16 protein-coding genes are annotated in these 17,249 nt (G+C 69.4%); 9 read left to right on the top strand and 7 right to left on the bottom strand.

Features of this window, described 5'->3' with window-relative positions; all coding sequences use genetic code 11:
* Nucleotides 1-12: 12 nt before the first annotated feature.
* The gene (locus tag ACAV_RS02485) at nt 13-831 is read right to left on the bottom strand and encodes a response regulator transcription factor (protein ID WP_013593002.1); all 819 of its coding nucleotides are present in this window, start codon (nt 829-831) and stop codon (nt 13-15) included.
* A gap of 495 nt (nt 832-1,326) precedes the next feature.
* On the opposite strand from ACAV_RS02485, the gene ACAV_RS02480 reads away from it, so the two are divergent.
* Complete coding sequence (locus ACAV_RS02480; RefSeq protein WP_225977224.1) at nt 1,327-2,736, top strand: helix-turn-helix transcriptional regulator; 1,410 nt, start codon at nt 1,327-1,329, stop codon at nt 2,734-2,736.
* A gap of 45 nt (nt 2,737-2,781) precedes the next feature.
* On the opposite strand, the gene ACAV_RS02475 is transcribed toward ACAV_RS02480, so the two are convergent.
* Nucleotides 2,782-3,135: a chorismate mutase gene (locus ACAV_RS02475; RefSeq protein ID WP_013593000.1), complete on the bottom strand. Its 354-nt coding sequence runs from the start codon at nt 3,133-3,135 to the stop codon at nt 2,782-2,784.
* Nucleotides 3,132-4,631: an anthranilate synthase component I gene (gene trpE, locus ACAV_RS02470; RefSeq protein ID WP_013592999.1), complete on the bottom strand. Its 1,500-nt coding sequence runs from the start codon at nt 4,629-4,631 to the stop codon at nt 3,132-3,134. The genes ACAV_RS02475 and trpE overlap by 4 nt, the downstream gene beginning before the upstream one ends.
* A gap of 321 nt (nt 4,632-4,952) precedes the next feature.
* Here trpE and ACAV_RS02465 point away from each other — a divergent pair, with 321 nt between their 5' ends.
* The gene (locus tag ACAV_RS02465; RefSeq protein ID WP_013592998.1) at nt 4,953-5,552 is read left to right on the top strand and encodes a chalcone isomerase family protein; all 600 of its coding nucleotides are present in this window, start codon (nt 4,953-4,955) and stop codon (nt 5,550-5,552) included.
* A 24-nt stretch (nt 5,553-5,576) separates the two neighbouring features.
* On the opposite strand, the gene gph is transcribed toward ACAV_RS02465, so the two are convergent.
* A complete protein-coding gene (gene gph, locus ACAV_RS02460) occupies nt 5,577-6,284 on the bottom strand; it encodes a phosphoglycolate phosphatase (protein WP_013592997.1) in 708 nt (235 codons plus the stop codon).
* A 256-nt stretch (nt 6,285-6,540) separates the two neighbouring features.
* On the opposite strand from gph, the gene ACAV_RS02455 reads away from it, so the two are divergent.
* Entirely contained in the window at nt 6,541-7,104 is a 564-nt protein-coding gene (locus tag ACAV_RS02455; RefSeq protein ID WP_013592996.1) for a hypothetical protein, read from the top strand.
* A gap of 45 nt (nt 7,105-7,149) precedes the next feature.
* Here ACAV_RS02455 and rpe read toward each other — a convergent pair whose 3' ends face one another.
* Nucleotides 7,150-7,830, bottom strand: coding sequence for a ribulose-phosphate 3-epimerase (rpe, locus tag ACAV_RS02450; RefSeq protein ID WP_011793621.1), 681 nt, complete (start codon nt 7,828-7,830; stop codon nt 7,150-7,152).
* Between the two features lie 119 nt (nt 7,831-7,949).
* On the opposite strand from rpe, the gene apaG reads away from it, so the two are divergent.
* The 4 genes from apaG to ACAV_RS02430 all read left to right on the top strand — a co-directional run bounded on the left by apaG (nt 7,950) and on the right by ACAV_RS02430 (nt 12,876).
* Nucleotides 7,950-8,360, top strand: a complete 411-nt coding sequence (apaG, locus tag ACAV_RS02445) for a Co2+/Mg2+ efflux protein ApaG (RefSeq protein WP_011793620.1) — start codon at nt 7,950-7,952, stop codon at nt 8,358-8,360.
* Nucleotides 8,357-10,351, top strand: coding sequence for a site-specific recombinase (locus ACAV_RS02440; RefSeq protein WP_013592995.1), 1,995 nt, complete (start codon nt 8,357-8,359; stop codon nt 10,349-10,351). Before apaG ends, ACAV_RS02440 begins: the two co-directional genes overlap by 4 nt.
* A gap of 144 nt (nt 10,352-10,495) precedes the next feature.
* Nucleotides 10,496-11,755, top strand: a complete 1,260-nt coding sequence (locus tag ACAV_RS02435; RefSeq protein ID WP_013592994.1) for a cation:proton antiporter — start codon at nt 10,496-10,498, stop codon at nt 11,753-11,755.
* Nucleotides 11,752-12,876, top strand: a complete 1,125-nt coding sequence (locus tag ACAV_RS02430) for a YbdK family carboxylate-amine ligase (protein ID WP_013592993.1) — start codon at nt 11,752-11,754, stop codon at nt 12,874-12,876. The genes ACAV_RS02435 and ACAV_RS02430 overlap by 4 nt, the downstream gene beginning before the upstream one ends.
* A gap of 55 nt (nt 12,877-12,931) precedes the next feature.
* Here ACAV_RS02430 and ACAV_RS02425 read toward each other — a convergent pair whose 3' ends face one another.
* On the bottom strand, nt 12,932-13,840 hold the full coding sequence (locus tag ACAV_RS02425) for a LysR family transcriptional regulator (protein WP_013592992.1): 909 nt from the start codon (nt 13,838-13,840) through the stop codon (nt 12,932-12,934).
* A 109-nt stretch (nt 13,841-13,949) separates the two neighbouring features.
* On the opposite strand from ACAV_RS02425, the gene ACAV_RS02420 reads away from it, so the two are divergent.
* On the top strand, nt 13,950-15,149 hold the full coding sequence (locus ACAV_RS02420; RefSeq protein WP_013592991.1) for an alpha-hydroxy acid oxidase: 1,200 nt from the start codon (nt 13,950-13,952) through the stop codon (nt 15,147-15,149).
* Nucleotides 15,150-15,195: 46 nt separating this feature from the next.
* Nucleotides 15,196-16,182, top strand: coding sequence for a tripartite tricarboxylate transporter substrate binding protein BugE (locus tag ACAV_RS02415; protein WP_013592990.1), 987 nt, complete (start codon nt 15,196-15,198; stop codon nt 16,180-16,182).
* A 13-nt stretch (nt 16,183-16,195) separates the two neighbouring features.
* Here ACAV_RS02415 and ACAV_RS02410 read toward each other — a convergent pair whose 3' ends face one another.
* A complete protein-coding gene (locus tag ACAV_RS02410) occupies nt 16,196-17,245 on the bottom strand; it encodes an OmpA family protein (RefSeq protein WP_244875517.1) in 1,050 nt (349 codons plus the stop codon).
* Nucleotides 17,246-17,249: the final 4 nt, after the last annotated feature.

Below are 17,249 nucleotides of genomic sequence, written 5' to 3'. Positions count from 1 at the left end.
CAGGCCTGCGGCTCAGCTGCCCAGCGGCGGCATGGAGAACATCGCCGCCAGGGATGCCGGCATGGGGGCGGACATGGCCGGGGGCACCGGGGGCGCCGCAGGCCGGACCCGGGACACCTGCATGCTGGGGGGTTGCGCGACCGGAGCGGCGGTGGCTTCCTCGGTGGACGACATGAGGCGGTAGCCCCGGCCGTACGCGGCCTGCACATGCAGGCTGCATCCGCACTGGCGCAGCTTCAGGCGCAGCTTGTAGATGTGCTGCTCCAGCGTGCGCTTGTTGGATTCGACCGACCGCCCCCAGACCCGGGCCACGATGGTGGGGGAGGACACCACCTGGTTGGGCCGCGAGAACAGCAGCCAGGCGAGTTCGCATTCGCGGTGGGTGAGTTCGACCACCGTGCCGCGATGGACGAAGCACTGGCGGGCCGGATCCAGTTCGCAGCCATCCACAGTGATCGACCGCGCGGTCTCCAGCGCATAGGCCTCCACGTGCCCGCGCAGCCGCGCCTTCAGCTCGTCATGGCCCACACGGGACAGGTTGATGTAGTCCACCGCCCCGCACGCCAGGGCCGTGCCGAAGCCCGCCTGCAGCTCCGAGCCGGCCACCAGCACCGGCACGTGGGCCGAGATGCAGCTGCGGATCAGGCCGAGGTCCTCGGCCAGCGTACCGCCGCAATCCTCCAGGATGACCGCATCGGGCGGGTGCCGACGGGCCTGCATCCGGAAGGCAGCGATGCTGACCTGCAAGATGGCCTGGATGCCCCCACGATTCAACAAATCCACCAGGAATTGATTCACCGCCGAACGGCGCGACAGCAATGCGACTCGCATGAATTTCCCCATACGCAAACGTTTTCGTAGATCTAGTCATGACCATGACAGCCATGTGTCAGCCACCGGGACATTCACAATTTTTGCATTTCATTGCAAATATCCGTGCGTGAGTGGCGACAGGCGCAAGCTTAGTTCATTCCAGCGGAGATAGGTGTATTTATCGTCTGTAATACGTCGATAGGAATATGCAATATTCTGCAGGGATTTGTATCAACGACCGCGGCGGTGCTGCCATTTGTTAATCCGCAGCGCCAATGCTGTCAAGGACCGGGCTGCATATTTAATTTCCGCTATCAATAACTTTCCTATATGGAGCACACAGCCGCGTCCACCTCCCGCATGCGGCCCCATGGCGCAAATTTCGCGTCCCCATGCCTGGAGTGTGCAAATTTGAGGATTTGGAAAACCTAGGTGAGATTTGTCCGCGGCATGGTTCCTAGCATCGCCTTCATCCAAACCACATGGGGCGCGGCGGGGGCCGCGACGATCGACATGCTCCTTTCTCTGCTCTCTCTTTCCTGCCACCGCATCGGCCACGGAGCGCAGGCGCTCACCCAGTTGCTCCAGAACCTGCAGGTCAAGGAGGCCGCCGCGATGGGCCGTCGGCGGCTGGAACGCGGCCAGTCCCGCGACGCGAGCCCCGTAGAAGAAGGTGCCCTGCTCGGGCGGACCCTGCTGTTGATCGGGCAGGAAGAACTCGCAAGCGACGTCTTCCACCAGCAGCTCAAGGCCTACGACGCCGTCTCGCGCAGCATGGTGCGCTGGCATTCCGCACTGGACCAGGCATGGATGTTCCAGCACCTGCGCAAGCCCGCCCGGGCAGCCGCCTGCTGGGCCTTGGTGGCCAATGACCACGACGTTCCCGCCCCGCTGCGCGTGGAAGCCTGCTGCGGGCTCGCCCTGTCGCTGCAGGCCCAGGGGCAGCACGCCTCGGCACTGGTGGCGGCCCAGCGTGCGCAGTCGCTGTGCGAATCGGAGGAGGCAGCGGCCCCCCTCGCGCTCCACGCCGCAGCCATCCGGCTCGAAATCCTTTCTCGCGTGGAACTGCTGCACAGCGAAGAACTGTCGGACCATGCCTTCGCCGAGGCCGCCCAGGAGCTGGGCCGCGAACGCCTGGCCGGCGAGACCCTCGCCTCCGAACTGCGCACCCTGGAATCCACCCCCGGCACGCCCGCGCTGCTGCGCGCCCGCCTCGGATACCTGGCCGGCATGCATGGCGGCGATCCGTCAGGCCGCCAGGAAGCCGTTGCCGGCTTCGGGCGCTGGCTGCGCCAGCACGGCATCTCGGGCATCGACGCGGAAGCCCGGGTCGAGGGCTGCCTCGCCCTGCTGGCGGATCGCGCCATCCCTGCGGCCCGCGAAGCGATCATGCCGCTGGCCGGCGGCGAGCGCGAGATCGAACACCACCCACTGGCCTCGGACATCCAGTACTGCCTGTCGAAAATCCACATGAGCGAAGGCCGTCTCGGCGAGTCGCTGCGGCAGTACAAGCGCCATGTGGCGCAGGCCATGCGCGTGGTGCACCACGCGGCCCTGCAGCGGATGGACACGCCCGCCAGCAACGCCCCGCAGGACACCGTGGGCCTGCGCCTGCCTCCGCGCTACCGCGCCGCCTACCGCTACATCATCGAAAACCTGCACGACCCCAACCTCTCGGTGCGCGAGATCGCCGGCCGACTGGGCGTCACCGAGCGCGCGCTGCAGCTGGCGTTCCGCAACCATTTGGGCATGACCCCCGCGGAACTGATCCGGCGCGAACGCGTGCGGCGCATCGAGGGGGAGATGGAAGAGGCCAGCGCCACGGGCGGCCGCGTCCACATGCTGGACGTCGCCTCCCGCTGGGGCATCAGCAACCGCTCCACCCTGGCGAATGCTTTCAAGCTGTCGTCGATGCGGCACTGAGCGCCGCGCGCCCGGCCCGGGCGTGCCGGCGGGAAGAAGGCGCGCTCAGGCCGGCCTGCCGTCCGCCGCGTTGCCCGCCTTCTCGCCCGCGGCGACCATCCGGTCGAACTCGCGGTGCTCGTAGGCGATGTAGGCTTCCATCATGCTGCGGTAGATCGCCTCGATCACGTCGGGCTCCCCGCCCTCGGCCAGCGCGCGCTCGCGCACCCGCCGCACGATGAACTCGATGCGCCCTTCGTCGCGCACCTGGGATGCCTCGCGCTTGTTGCGCGCCGCCTGGGTCATGTAGCCGCCCCGCTCCACCAGCAGCGGCACGAGGATGTCGTCGAGCGCGTCGATGCGCTCGCGCACCTCCGCCATGCTGCTGCAACTGCGGGTCTTTTCGATGGCGCGGGTCATTCCAGTCCTTCTTCGACGAGTTCGGCCGCGCGCAGCAGGGCGCGGGCCTTGTGCTCCGTTTCCTTCCATTCCAGCTCGGGGACCGAGTCCGCCACCACGCCGGCCGCGGCCTGCACGTAGAGCGTGCCGTCCTTCACGATGCCGGTGCGGATGGCGATGGCCACGTCCATGTCGCCCGCGTAGCTGAGGTAGCCGCAGGCGCCGCCGTACAGTCCCCGCTTGGTGGGCTCGAGCCGGTCGATGAGCTCCATCGCATGCACCTTGGGCGCGCCGGTGAGCGTGCCGGCGGGGAAGGTCGCCTTGAGCACGTCCATGCTGGTCATGCCTTCGTTCAGCAGGCCTTCCACATTGCTCACGATGTGCATCACGTGGCTGTAGCGCTCCACGGCGAAGGCCTCCGTCACCTTCACCGTGCCGGTGCGGGCGATGCGCCCGATGTCGTTGCGCGCCAGGTCGATGAGCATCACGTGCTCGGCACGCTCCTTGGGGTCGTTCACCAGTTCGACCTCGGCCGCCTTGTCCTTCTCGGGCGTGGCGCCGCGCGGGCGCGTGCCGGCCAGAGGCCGGATGGTGATCTTCTGGCCCTCGTCGGTGCGCTCCTGGCGCACCAGGATCTCCGGGCTCGCCCCCACGACGTGGCAGTCGCCGAAGTGGTAGTAGTACATGTAGGGCGACGGGTTGAGCGAGCGTAGCGCGCGGTAGAGCGACAGGGGCGACTCCGTATAGCGCTTGTGGATGCGCTGGCCCACCTGCACCTGCATGAAGTCGCCCGCGGCGATGAGTTCCTTGGCCCGCTCCACGGCCGCCAGGTAGTCGGCCTTGGCGAAGTCGCGCTGCGGCGGGTGGCTCTCGGTCGGCTTGACCAGGGGGGCGGCCACCGAGTACTTGAGCTGGTCCTTCAGCTCGCGCAGGCGCTTCTTGCCGCGCGCATAGGCCTCGGGCTGCGCCGGGTCCGCATAGACGATCAGGTAGAGCTTGCCCGAGAGGTTGTCGATGACGGCCACTTCCTCGCACTGCAGCAGCAGGATGTCCGGCATGCCCAGCGTGTCGGGCGGACAGGTCGATTCCAGCTTCTTCTCGATGTAGCGCACCGCGTCGTAGCCGAAATACCCCGCCAGGCCACCGCAGAAGCGGGGCAGGCCGGGCCGCAGCGCCACCTTGAAGCGCTTCTGGTAGGCAGCGATGAAGTCCAGCGGATTGCCCTGGTCGGTTTCCACCACCTGCCCGTCGGTCACCACCTCGGTGCGCGCCTGGTCGCCGAAGCCGCTGGCGCGCAGCAGCGTGCGCGCCGGCAGGCCGATGAAGCTGTAGCGTCCGAAGCGCTCGCCACCCACCACGGATTCCAGCAGGAAGCTGTAGCGGCCGCCGTCGCGGGCATGGGCCAGCTTGAGGTAGAGGGACAGTGGGGTTTCCAGGTCCGCGAAAGCCTCCGCGATGAGCGGAATGCGGTTGTAGCCTTCGCCGGCCAGGCTTTTGAATTCGAGTTCGGTGATCACGGGAGATCGCTCCAGATCGGCCGGCCCGCCACGGGCGGTCGTTGCGCCCGCGGCCAGTGCCGCGCCAGGTTCATTGCGTTCGGCCCCGCAGGGGCCACGGAGGACACGCCGGGATCGCGGGGCCCGGGTGCGGTCAGCGGTTCGGTGCGGCAGGCTTGCGCCAGGGCCAGGCTCCCCGGCCGCTGCGACCTGTGATGACCACGTGGTGAATGAACATGGGCGCAAAGTGTAGCAAAGCGGCCTGCGCGAAAACCCTGTTGCGCAGCCCGCGGAAGGGCATCGAGAATAAAAAGAACGATCGTGCTTTTTTAGGAAGTCGCCATGACACTTCGGCAACGCAGCCTCGCCTGGGCGCTCGCCGGGCTCATCGCCTGCGGGGCCGTGCCCGCGGGCGCACAGACCGCCACCACCGTGGCCGGCGTGGCGTTCGAGCCGCGTGTCACGCTGGCGGACGTCCCGCTGGCACTCAACGGCGCGGGCGTGCGCTACAAGGCCGTCTTCAAGGTCTATGCCGCCGGCCTGTACCTGGAGCGCCATGCCGGCACGCTGCAGGACGTGGTGGCGCTGCCCGGCCCCAAGCGGCTGTCCATCACCATGCTGCGCGACATCGACTCGACGGAGCTGGGCAAGCTGTTCGCGCGCGGCATCGAGGACAACCTGGACAAGGCGGCGTTCTCCCGCCTCGCGCCGGGCGTGCTGCGCATGGGCGAGATCTTCGCCGCGCACCGCCGGCTGGCGGCAGGGGACCGCTTCACCGTGGACTGGCTGCCCGGCACGGGCACGGTCATCACCGTGAAAGGCGTCCCGCAGGGCGAGCCCTTCCGCGAGCCCGAATTCTTCGACGCGCTGATGGGCATCTGGCTCGGGCCGCAGCCCGCGGACTGGAAGCTCAAGGACGCCCTGCTGGGCAAGGCCGGCTGATCGCCGGCCCGCCGCGGCGCGGCATCAGCCCGCGCACAGCGCCTGCAGGCTGTCCACGTGCGCGTCCGCGTCCACCTCGCGGGCGGGTTGGCCGTGGTTGTAGCCATAGGTCACCAGCACCACCGGGCAGCCGGCGGCGCGGGCCGCGCGCGCATCGTTGACGGAATCCCCGATAGCCAGCGTCCGGGCAGGCGCCGTTCCCAGGGCTTCGCAGGCCTTGAGCAGCGGCAGCGGATCGGGTTTCTTGCGCTCGAACGCGTCCCCGCCGAAGACATGGTCGAAGAATCCGTCCAGCCCCTTGGTCCGCAGCAGGGGCATGGCGAAGGCTGCGGGCTTGTTGGTGACGCAGGCCAGCCGCAGCCCCGCGGCGCGCAGGGCCTGCAGCCCCTCGGCCACGCCCTCATAAACGCGGGAATGGCTGCCGTTGATCGCCAGGTAATGGCGCCCGTAGGCCTCCCATGCCTGCGGGTAGTGCGCCTCCACCGCCGCGGCGCGGCGCTGGGGCTCCATCGGCTGCAGCACGTGGTCCAGCACCGAGCGCAGCAGGTGCTCGGTGCCCTTGCCCACCATGCGCTCGATCTGCGCCGCGTCAATGCCCGGCAGGGACAGCTCGCCCAGCATGCGCCGCAGCGCCTCCGCGAAATCGCCCAGGGTGTCCACCATGGTGCCGTCCAGGTCCACGATTGCCGCATCGGCGCGCGCCACCAGCGCCGCCGGGGAACATTCCAGCATGCCCCATCCTCCAAAGTGCCGCCAAGCCCGCCGGGGCGGTGCGTGAAAAAGGTTCCTGCCGGCGATCAGCAGCCGGCGGAGCTGCCGGGAGTGTAGGCCGTGCGCCAACGGCCACAGCGATTGTCTGGTCCGTCCGACACGGCACGCGCACCGCAGCGGCTACTCTGGCTCGACCGTTTTCGCCCTACGGCGCGGAAACTGTGACCCCACGCCGTCCGTCCGCGGCCGGCACCACCGACACATGGAGGTTCTTGATATGCCGAATCGCTTTGCCATCGCACCCCGCATCCTGTCCGCAGCCTGTCTGATCGCGGCCTGCGCCGCCGCCCAGGCCGCCCCCGCGGACGCCGCCGGCGCCCGTGAGCGCTACCAGCAGGACCGCCAGGCCTGCATGAGCGGCGCCACCGCCCAGAGCCGCGACACCTGCCTGAAGGAAGCCGGCGCCGCGCTGCAGGCCGCCCGCTCCGGCCAACTAGACTCCCAGGACGCCGCCGCGAATGGCTACAGCCGCAACGCGCTCCAGCGCTGCGAAGTGTTCAAGACCCCCGTGGACCGCGACGCCTGCGTGGCGCGCGTGCGCTCCGGCACCCAGGATGGCTCCGTGGCCGGCGGCGGCATCCTGATGGAGGCCACCACCCAGGTGCCCGCGACCCTGCAACCCGGCGCAGGCGCCATGCCCCCGCCCCCGGGCGGCGCTGCCGGCGCCATGCCCCCTCCGGGCCGCCCCCACCCGCATGGCAAGCCCCATCCGCACCCGATGCCGGCTCCCATGCCCCAGCCGATGACGCAACCTGCGCCCCAGCCGATGCCGCAGCAATAATCGGTCGCACGCCGGGCCGGCCCTCGGCCCGGGTGCCCGCGCGCTTCAGCCCAGCTGGGCGCGCATCGCGTCGATCACGGCGCGGTAGTCGGGCTTGCCGAAGATCGCGCTGCCCGCGACGAACGTGTCGGCACCGGCATCCGCCACGCGGCGGATGTTGTCCACCTTCACGCCCCCATCCACCTCCAGGCGGATGTCCTTGCCGCAGGCATCGATGCGGCGGCGCAGGGCCTCGATCTTGCGCAGCGCCGAATCGATGAAGCTCTGCCCGCCGAAACCCGGGTTCACGCTCATCACGAGGATCAGGTCGATGTCGTCGATCACCCAGTCCAGCACGTCCAGCGGCGCCGCGGGGTTGAACACGAGGCCCGCCTTGATGCCCTTGGAAGTGATCGCCTGGATGCTGCGGTGCACGTGCGCGGAGGCGTCCGGATGGAAGCTGATGTAGTCCGCTCCCGCCTCCGCGAAGGCCGCGGCCAGGGCGTCCACGGGCTGAACCATCAGGTGCACGTCGATCGGCGCAGGCCGGCCGTCGGGCGTGACGGCATGGGGCTTGAGCGCCTGGCACACCATCGGGCCGAAAGTGAGGTTGGGCACGTAATGGTTGTCCATCACGTCGAAGTGCACCCAGTCGGCGCCGGAGGCGATGACGTTCTTCACTTCCTCGCCCAGGCGGGCGAAATCGGCGGACAGGATCGAGGGGGCGATGCGGAATTGGCGGGTCATGCCCGGATTGTCGCAGCAGGCGCGGCCTCCCGCTTCCCGCCGGCCTCCTGCACCGCACCACGGCCCCGCCGACGGAACGGCCGAGCCGCCCGGCCCCGGGAGCCCTAATAATCGCGTCCATGCCGAAGTACCAGTTCCGGGCCGAAGTCCAGCCCGAATACCTTCCCGACCAGTCCGCGCCCGAAGACGGCGTCTACAGCTTCGCCTATACGGTCACCGTGACCAACACCGGCGACGTGCCCGCGCAGCTCATCGCGCGGCACTGGACGATCAGCGACGCCCGGGGCCACACCGAGGAGGTCAAGGGCCTGGGCGTGGTCGGCCAGCAGCCGCTGCTGCGCCCGGGCGAGGCGTTCCAGTACACCAGCGGATGCCGGCTGCGCACGCCCAGCGGCAGCATGCACGGCAGCTACTTCTGCGTGGCGGAGGATGGTGAGCGCTTCGATTGCGCCATCCCCCTGTTCGTGCTGGAAGCCCTTTCCGGCGGCCCTGCCGGAAGCACGCCCCTGTCCGGCCGGGTGCTGCATTGAGCCGGCGGCCGCCCGCGCCGCAGCCCGGGACGCTGCTGGCCGACCTGGACCCGTCCGCCCCGCTGGCGCGGCGGCACCTCTGGCTCATCGAATGCCTGGCCTGGGTGCGCGGCGACTGCCGCTCCCCCGAGGAGGCCGTCGCCCGCCTGGCGCGCCTCGTGGAAGCCGCGGAAAGCGACGCCGGCGTGCGGGCCCGGCTGCAGGCCTGGTGGAGCGCACTGGTCGGGACGGTGGACATCACCACCCTGCTGGCCGATTTCGGGTTCGCGCCGCGCACCGCGCTCGCGAGCGAGGTGGCGGAGCGGCTGCGCTACAAGCTGCTGCCCGGCAGCCCGGAGACGATCGACGCCTCCGAGCTGTTCATGCTGGCGTTGCCCCACGAGTTCGATGCCCAGTGGCTGGCCCTGCTGGACGAGGCGCTGCTCGCGCGGCTGCTGGCCGTGCTGGCACCGGCCGGGGATGGTGGCGGCGCGACGCGCTGGCAGCATTCGCTGCTGGATGCCATCACCTATTGCGCAGGCCAGATCCTGTCCACCGGGTTCGCGCCCGAGCTGCGGCTGCGCATGAGCGACTCCGCCCGCGACGCGCAGCCGTTCCATGCATTGATCCGCGACGTGGAGAGCCTGCGGGTCGAGGTCCTGCACCAGTTGCGCACCACCGACCGGCTGGACGAGGCGGTGCTGCGCCTGCGCGAGCGCCTGGAAGCCTGCCGCGCCGCCGCGGCCACGGTGTATTCGCATTTCGAGGACAACGGCATTTCGGTGGGCCTGGTCTTCCGCCTGCGGCAACTGCGCGAACGCATCCTGCGGGTGCGCGACCTGCTCGATTGCCTGCTGTCGCCGGAGCCGGCCGCCAGTGCCGCACGCCTCATGGCGCGGCTCGTCACCGTGGGCCGGGAGCGGCGCAGCCTGCGCGCGCTGATCGCCTCCAACTCCTCGCTGCTCGCGGCCAAGGTGGCCGAGCGCAGCGCGGAGACCGGCGAGCACTACATCACCCGCACCGGCGCCGAATACCGCGCCATGGTGGCGAAGGCGGCCGGCGGCGGATTCGTCATGGCGTTCACCACGCTCATGAAGTTCGGCATCGTCGCGCTGGCCCTGTCGTCCTTCTGGAGCGGCTTCTGGGCCGGCATGAACTATGCGGTGAGCTTCGTGCTCGTCATGCTGCTGCACTGCACGGTCGCCACCAAGCAGCCGGCGATGACCGCGCCGGCCATGGCCGCGAAGCTCAAGGAACTGCAGACGACCGAGGCCGTGGAGTCCTTCGTGGACGAGGTCACCCACCTGGTGCGCTCGCAGGTGGCCGCCATCCTGGGCAACGTGCTGGTGGTCTTTCCCACCGTCGCGGGCCTGACGCTCGCCATCGCCTGGGCGACCGGCAGCCCGGCCATCGACCAGGCGCAAGCGCGGCACGTGCTGCAGTCGCTGCAGCTGGCGGGACCTTCGCTGCTGTACGCGGCCTTCACGGGGGTGCTGCTGTTCGCCTCCAGCATCATCGCGGGCTGGGCCGAGAACTGGTTCGTGCTGCACCGGCTCGATTCGGCCCTGCGCTACAACCCGCGCATCACCGGCCTGCTGGGCCGCGAGCGCGCCGTGCGCTGGGCGCGGTTCTGGCGCGAGAACCTCTCGGGCTTCGCGGCCAACGTCTCCCTGGGGTTCATGCTCGGGCTCGTGCCGGCGTTCTCCGCGTTCTTCGGCCTGGGCCTGGACGTGCGCCATGTCACGCTCTCGACCGGGCAGCTGGGTGCCGCGCTGACCTCACTGGGCACCGCCGCCCTGCACCAGCCTGCCTTCTGGTGGGCGGCCGCGACGCTGCCCTTCATCGGCGCGCTCAACGTAACGGTGAGCTTCTACCTCGCCTTCCGGCTCGCGCTGCGCGCCCACAACGTCACCCGCGTGGACCGCGCCCGGCTCACCGCCGCGCTGCGCGGGCGCCTGCGGCACGCCCCGCTGCAGTTCTTCGTGCCGCGGCGCATGGCGACACAGGCCTGAGAACGGGCCGCCCGGGGTACCCCTTTTCCGGGAGTGCCCGTCCTACAGCGCCCTCCCGGATCAGCAGGTACATTCGGTCGGCCCCGGCCGGGGGACGCGCGGCCTCCCCGCGCGGTTCGGGCGGGAATGCGAGGACTAGAACAAATGGATGAAATCATGGGCTTCTGGGCGCAATGGCTGCGCCCATCGGCCGGGCTCCCGACGGTGCAGTGGTCGCTGCTGCTGGCCGTCGCGGCGGTCTCCGGCTATCTCTTCCAGCGCCACATCGGCCTGCCCAAGGTGGTGGGCTACACGCTCGTCGGCACCATCGCCGGGCTGCTGGGCTTCAGCGGCGCCGTCTGGCCCCTGCAGGGCATCAGCCTGTTCCTGCTGGAGCTGGGCATCGCCATCGTGCTGTTCGAGGCCGGCGGGCGCATCCCGCTGCGGTGGTTCCGGCACAACCCGATGGTGCTCGTGCAGAGCATCATCGAATCGGCGCTGACCTATTTCGCGGTGTACTACGCCATGCTCTGGCTGGACGTGCCCCAGCGCGCCGCCGGGCCGCTGGCACTGGTGGCACTGGCGGCGTCGCCCGCCGTGCTCACGCGCGTGGTGGCGGACACCCGCGCGGCCGGCCCGGTGACGGACCGGGCCATCGTGCTGGCCACGCTCTCCACCCTCTACGCGCTCACCCTGGGCAGCGCCACCGCGGAGCTGATCAACCGGCCCGCCGCCCGCATCATGGACACCGTGTACCCGGTCATGGTGGTGCTGGGTGTCTCCGTGATCGTCGGCGCGGTGCTGGCCCTCGTCCTGCGCATGGCCCTGCGCTTCATGAGCCCGACGAGCGAGAACACCGCCTTCCTGCTGCTCACGCTGATCGCCGCCGGCACCGCCGTGGCCGCGCACATGGGCGGCTCCGCGCCGCTCGCCGCGCTGCTGGCGGGCATGCTGCTCAAGCAGCTCAACCCGCGCCCCTGGGCCTGGCCCCGACAGCTCGGCACCGCCGCCTCGCTGCTCACCATGCTGATGTTCGTGCTGGTGTCCACCGTCGCCGCGCAGGCCGACTGGAGCGGCCCCGTGGCCGGCCTGGTGCTGGCCCTCATCGTCGCGCGCCTCGTGGCCAAGGCCCTGGGCGTGGCCCTGGGCAACGTGGGCAGCGGCGCGAGCTGGCGCCAGGCCCTGTGGGTGGGCTGCGCGATGACGCCGATGTCGTCGATCGCGCTGCTGATCGCCTCGCAGTTCGTGGTGGCATCCGCCTCCACGGGGCAGCTCATCGCGCGCGTCGCCCTGCCCACCATCCTGCTCATGGAAGTGCTCGGCGCCGTGATCGCCACGGTGGCCATCTACCGCGCCGGAGAGAGTTCGAAACCCTGGGCGCCGCAGACACGCGCCGCCAATGCAGAGCGGGAGCAGCAGCCATGAGCCTCGAAGCCTTCCACCATTCCGAGCCGCTGACGCTCGGCGTCGAGCTCGAGCTGCAGCTCGTCAACACGCACAACTACGACCTCGCGCCCTACGCCGAGGACATGCTGCGCCTCATGGCGAAGCAGCCGCTGCCCGGCAGCGTGGTACCGGAGATGACCAACAGCATGATCGAGGTCTCGACGGGCATCTGCCATTCGGGCAGCGAAGTGCTGGGCCAGCTCTCGCAGATCCGCGACGCGCTGGTCAGGAGCGCCGACAAGCTCAACATCGCCGTGGCCGGCGGAGGCACGCACCCCTTCCAGCAGTGGCACGAGCGCCGCATCTACGACAAGCCGCGATTCCAGGAGCTGTCGCAGCTCTACGGCTACCTCTCCAAGCAGTTCACGATCTTCGGCCAGCACGTGCACATCGGCTGCCCCAGCGCCGACGAAGCGCTGCTCATGCTGCACCGCATGTCGCGCTACATCCCGCACTTCATCGCGATGTCGGCCTCCAGCCCCTACGTGCAGGGGCAGGACACGGCCTTCGATTCTGCCCGTCTCAATTCGGTGTTCGCGTTCCCGCTGTCGGGCCGCGCCCCCATGGTGCTGACCTGGAAGGACTTCGAGGCCTACTTCGACAAGATGACGCGCACCGGCGTGGTCAAGAGCATGAAGGACTTCTACTGGGACATCCGGCCCAAGCCCGAGTTCGGCACGATCGAGATCCGCGTGTTCGACACGCCGCTCACCATCGAACGCGCCGCCGCGCTGTCGGCCTTCGTGCAGTCTCTGGGGGCCTGGTTCCTGGCAGAGCAGCCCTTCACGCCCAGCGAGGACGACTACCTCGTCTATACCTACAACCGCTTCCAGGCGTGCCGCTTCGGCATGCAGGCGGTGTACGTCGATCCGGCCACCGGCGAACACATGCCGCTGCGCGACCACATCCTGCAGACCATCGACCACATCGCGCGCCACGCCACGGTCACCGGGGCTTCCGGCGCGCTGCACCTGCTGCGCAGCGAGGCCGCGGCCGGCCAGAACGACGCACGCTGGCTGCGCGACCGCCAGCGCGACGAACAGTTGCTGGGCGAGGTGAGCCGCCAGGCCGCGCTGCGGTTCCGGGGCGAGCCCGCCTGACGGGGCATCTGCCTGCGCGGCCCCCCGCGGGCCGTGGATTCGTCCGGGCGGATCATCAGGGGGGCATCCCGGCGAATCCCGGGGCGAGGGAGAAATCCACGCACTGCCGCACCAGCGCGTGCATCGTCCCGATGAGTGCCCGCGTGTCGCCCCGCTTCCACTGGAAAGCGTAGTGCAAGGGTGCCAGAGGGACGCGCGCGCGGGCCGTGCGCAGGCCCATGGCGGCCACCCATGGGCCGGGCAGGATACCCGTGCCCACACCCAGGCGAAGCATGCCCGCCACTGCGCCCCAGCTGTTGCAGGCGATGCGTCCATGCACCGAGGCGCCGTTGGCGAGCAGCCAGTCGTCCAGCAAACGGGTCGTGCCCGCACCCTCTGGCAACGTGACCAGCGGATGGGACTGCAAAAGGGCTGCAACATCGGTGGCGCCCCCCGATACCAGGGAAGACGCCACGCTCCACTGGAAATGCACGGCGCCCACGGGCTGGGACAGCAGTTCGCTGCGCGAGGAGCGGCCGGCGATCACGGCGAAGTCCAGGTCGCCCTCGGACAGGCGGCGCTCCAGCACGCCGCCGACATCCACGACGGGTTCAAGGTGCAATTGCGGGTGGGCCGCCCGCACCGCCGCCACGAAACCCGGCATCCAGGTCAGCGCAGAGAGATCCCCCACGCCGAAACGGCACGAGCCGGCGAGTGCCGCGCCGTCATCCTTCGCCTCGTGCAGCGCGGCCATCGCATTGAGCACGTCCAGCGCCCGGGGAAGCGTCCGCCGCCCCGCATCGGTCAGCACCGCGCGGTGGCCGCTACGGTCGAAGAGGGGATGTCCCAGCGCCGCCTCGAGCTCGGCAATGCGCTTGGACAGCGACGAGACGGACAGGTGGACACGTTCAGCCGCCGTGGCGAAGTTGGCGCAGGTCGCTGCCCACCAGAAGGCCTCGAGTTGCTTGACGGTGGGTGATGGCACGGCGATTTATTTCCAAAAAACGAACAAATACATTCTAAATAAGTCACTTTTATTCAACATGCCACCGCCGTAGATTCGCGCCATCACCGGCCCGCAAGCGCGTTTCACCATGGCATCCTACGCAGAGCCCTCCTCCTCCCCCAAGCTCCACGCCGCCTTGCGCGGCCTCCTGGCACTGCACGATTTCGAGGCGGCCGCGCGCCGGAGATTGCCGCGGCCCATCTTCGGCTACATCGCCGGCGCCGCCGAAGACAATGCCTCGCTGCGCGACAACCGCTCGGTCTTCGAGGAATACGCTTTCTCCACCCGCGTCCTGCGCGACGTTTCGCAGCGCTCCCAGGCGGTGGAACTGTTCGGGCAACGCTACAGCAGCCCTTTCGGCATCGCCCCCATGGGCATTGCCGCCCTGTCGTGCTACCGGGGCGACCTGGCGCTTGCCCGTGCCGCGCGCCAGGCCGGCATCGTGTCGATCATGAGCGGCACCTCGCTGGTCCGGATGGAAGAAGTCGCCCAGGAGAGTCCCGGCACCTGGTTCCAGGCATACATTCCCGGAGACCAGGCCCGCATCGACGCACTCGTGGACCGTGTTTCCAGGGCCGGGTTCGGCACGCTGGTGGTGACGGTGGACATCCCCGTTTCCGCCAACAGGGAGAACAACCTCCGCACCGGATTTTCCACACCGCTTCGCCCCGGCCTGCGCCTGGCGTGGGACGGCCTGGTACGCCCACGCTGGGTAGCGGGCACCTTCCTGCGGACCCTGCTGCGCCACGGCATGCCGCATTTCGAGAACTCCTTCGCGACCCGCGGCTCCCCCATCCTGTCATCCACCGTGCTGCGCGACTTCTCCGCGCGCGACCACCTCAGCTGGGCGCACATCGAGGCGATCCGCCAGCGCTGGAAAGGCCGGCTGGTCATCAAGGGGCTGCTCAGCGTGGAGGATGCGCTGCAAGCGCGGGGCATCGGCGCCGACGGCATCGTGCTGTCCAACCACGGCGGCCGCCAGCTCGATGGCGCCGCCTCGCCGATGCGTGTGCTCGAAGCCGTCGTGGCTGCCGTGGGACCCGGCTACCCGGTGCTCATCGACAGCGGCTTCCGCCGTGGATCCGACGTGTTGAAGGCCCTGGCCCTGGGTGCCCGCATGGTGCTGGTGGGGCGGCCCTTCAACTATGCCGCGGCGGTGGCAGGCGAGGCGGGCATCGCCCACGCGATCGGCCTGCTGCGCGATGAAGTCGATCGCAACCTGGCGATGCTGGGAGTCACGTCCTGCGCGGAACTCGGCCCCCGGCACATCGTTCGCCGCCGCCTCTGAGCGGAATGAGCGCCCCCGCTTCTCCATCGATGAAAGGACCTTTCCCATGCCCACCGATTTCCTGCGGCGCATAGCGCTCGCATCGCTGTGCTGCACGGCGCTCGCCGCCGGTGCCTCCGCGTCGGCCCAGGCCGCCTACCCAGCCAGGCCCATCCGGCTGATCGTTCCCTTCGCGCCCGGGGGGACGACCGACATCATCGCCCGCGTGGTCGCCGACCCGCTGGGGCGTGCACTGGGCCAGCCGGTGGTCGTGGACAACAAGAGCGGCGCAGGCGGCACCATCGGGGCGAGCGAAGCCGCACGCGCCAAGCCGGATGGCTACACGCTGAGCATCGCCACCGTTTCCACGATGGCCACCAATCCGGCCATCATGCCGAACCTTACGTACGACCCGTTGACGGACTTCGTGCCCATCACCAACATCGCCGCGACCCCGAACGTCATCGCGGTCCACCCCCGGTTCCCGCGGCACGACTATCGCGGCTTCGTCGATGAATTGAAGAAGCACCCCGGCCAGTACGCCTACGCCTCCACCGGCACGGGCAGCATCACCCACATGCTCATGGAGCTGTACAAGAGCATTGCGGGCGTGCAGATGACGCATATCCCCTACCGAGGCGCAGGGCCCGCGCTGAACGACGTGGTGGCAGGCCAGGTGAGCATGAACCTCGACAACCTGCCATCGTCCCTGCCGTTCATCAGGGAGGGAAGGCTGGTGCCCATCGTGGTGGCGGCGCCACGGCGCCTGTCCGTGCTGCCGGATGTTCCCACCTTCAGGGAAGTGGGGCTGGAGTCCGTGAACAGGATGGCCTACTACGGCATGGTCGCGCCCAGGGGCACCCCGCGCGACATCGTGGACACGGTCGGCACCGCCCTCCGGAAGGTGCTGGCGGACCCCGCGGTCAGGAAACGGATCGAGGACACCGGCTCGCTCGTGATTGCCGGCACGCCCGAGCAATTCGCGGAGCAGATCAGAAGCGAGCTCGGCATCTACAGAGACGTGGTGCGCACCCAGAAGCTGACGCTGGAATGAGGCGGCGCGGGCTTCAGGGCTGCCTGACCAGTTCCACCCGCCGGTTCTTCGCCTTGCCCTCGTCCGTCGCGTTGTCCGCCACCGGGTCCGCGGCGCCGAATCCGGCGGAAGACAGGCGGGACGCATCGATGCCCTGGGCTGCGACGGCGGCGGCGACGGCCTTGGCCCGCCCCTCCGACAACGTCTTGTTGTGGGCCGCGTCGCCCGTGTTGTCGGTGTAGCCGTTGACGGCGAGCTTCAGCGACGCATCCTGCCTGAGCAGTTGCACCACCTGTTCGATCTGCGGCTGCGAATCCGGCAGGATGTCGGTCTTGTCGGTGGCGAAGTTGACGTGCAGCGCCACCTTGCCGGTCTTGTCGATCTGCGCCTTCAGTTCGCTGGCGGGCAGCAGGCCGGCGGTGACCTGCAGGGGCTTGGTCTCGGCGATGAGCAGGCCGCCGCCGAACTCGTAGTTGCACAGGTGGATCCAGATGTCCCGGTCCGCGCGGTGGACGACGAAGACCTGCACCGTGTTGTTCCAGATGTCGCCCAGGCCGCTGTTGTAGCGCGTGACCATGTCGCGCGGCCACTCCTTCATCTTGTCCGTCACGGCTTTTGGCAGCTTGCCCTCGAAGATCTTCCGGCCGCCCAGCGAGGTGACGACGGACTCGATGTTGCGCGACAACTCCAGGTCCGAGAACGTCTTGCCCTGGGCGGCAGCGATGTGCGCGGACCAGACACGGCCCTCCACGGGCTGCAGGCGGTCGCCCGTCCAGAACGGCACCTGGTCGAAGTCGACGATGTCGGGCTTGGTTCCGGTGACGTAGCCGGTCGGCAGCGCGATGTAGGGAAAGGCCCCCAGGGGCGCGGTGGACACCGGCAGGCTGGCCGCGTCGAAGCCCTTGCCGGTGGCAGCCTCCGCGGGCTGTGAAGCGGGTGCGCTCGCGGCCGGCGCCGGCGGCGCGGCGGCGGCTGGCGGTGCTGCAGGCTCGCTGGCGGCCTTCTGCGGCGCCTCCTGCTTCTTGCAGGCGCCCAGGCCCATGGTGACCGCCAGAACCAGCGTCGCCGCTACTGCTTTTTGCACAGAG

Origin of the sequence: Paracidovorax avenae ATCC 19860, from assembly GCF_000176855.2 — a bacterium.
In the GTDB taxonomy this organism is placed as follows: Bacteria; Pseudomonadota; Gammaproteobacteria; order Burkholderiales; family Burkholderiaceae_C; genus Paracidovorax; species Paracidovorax avenae.
Note: the sequence above shows the minus strand (reverse complement) of the source record. Positions and strands in the feature narration are given on the sequence as shown.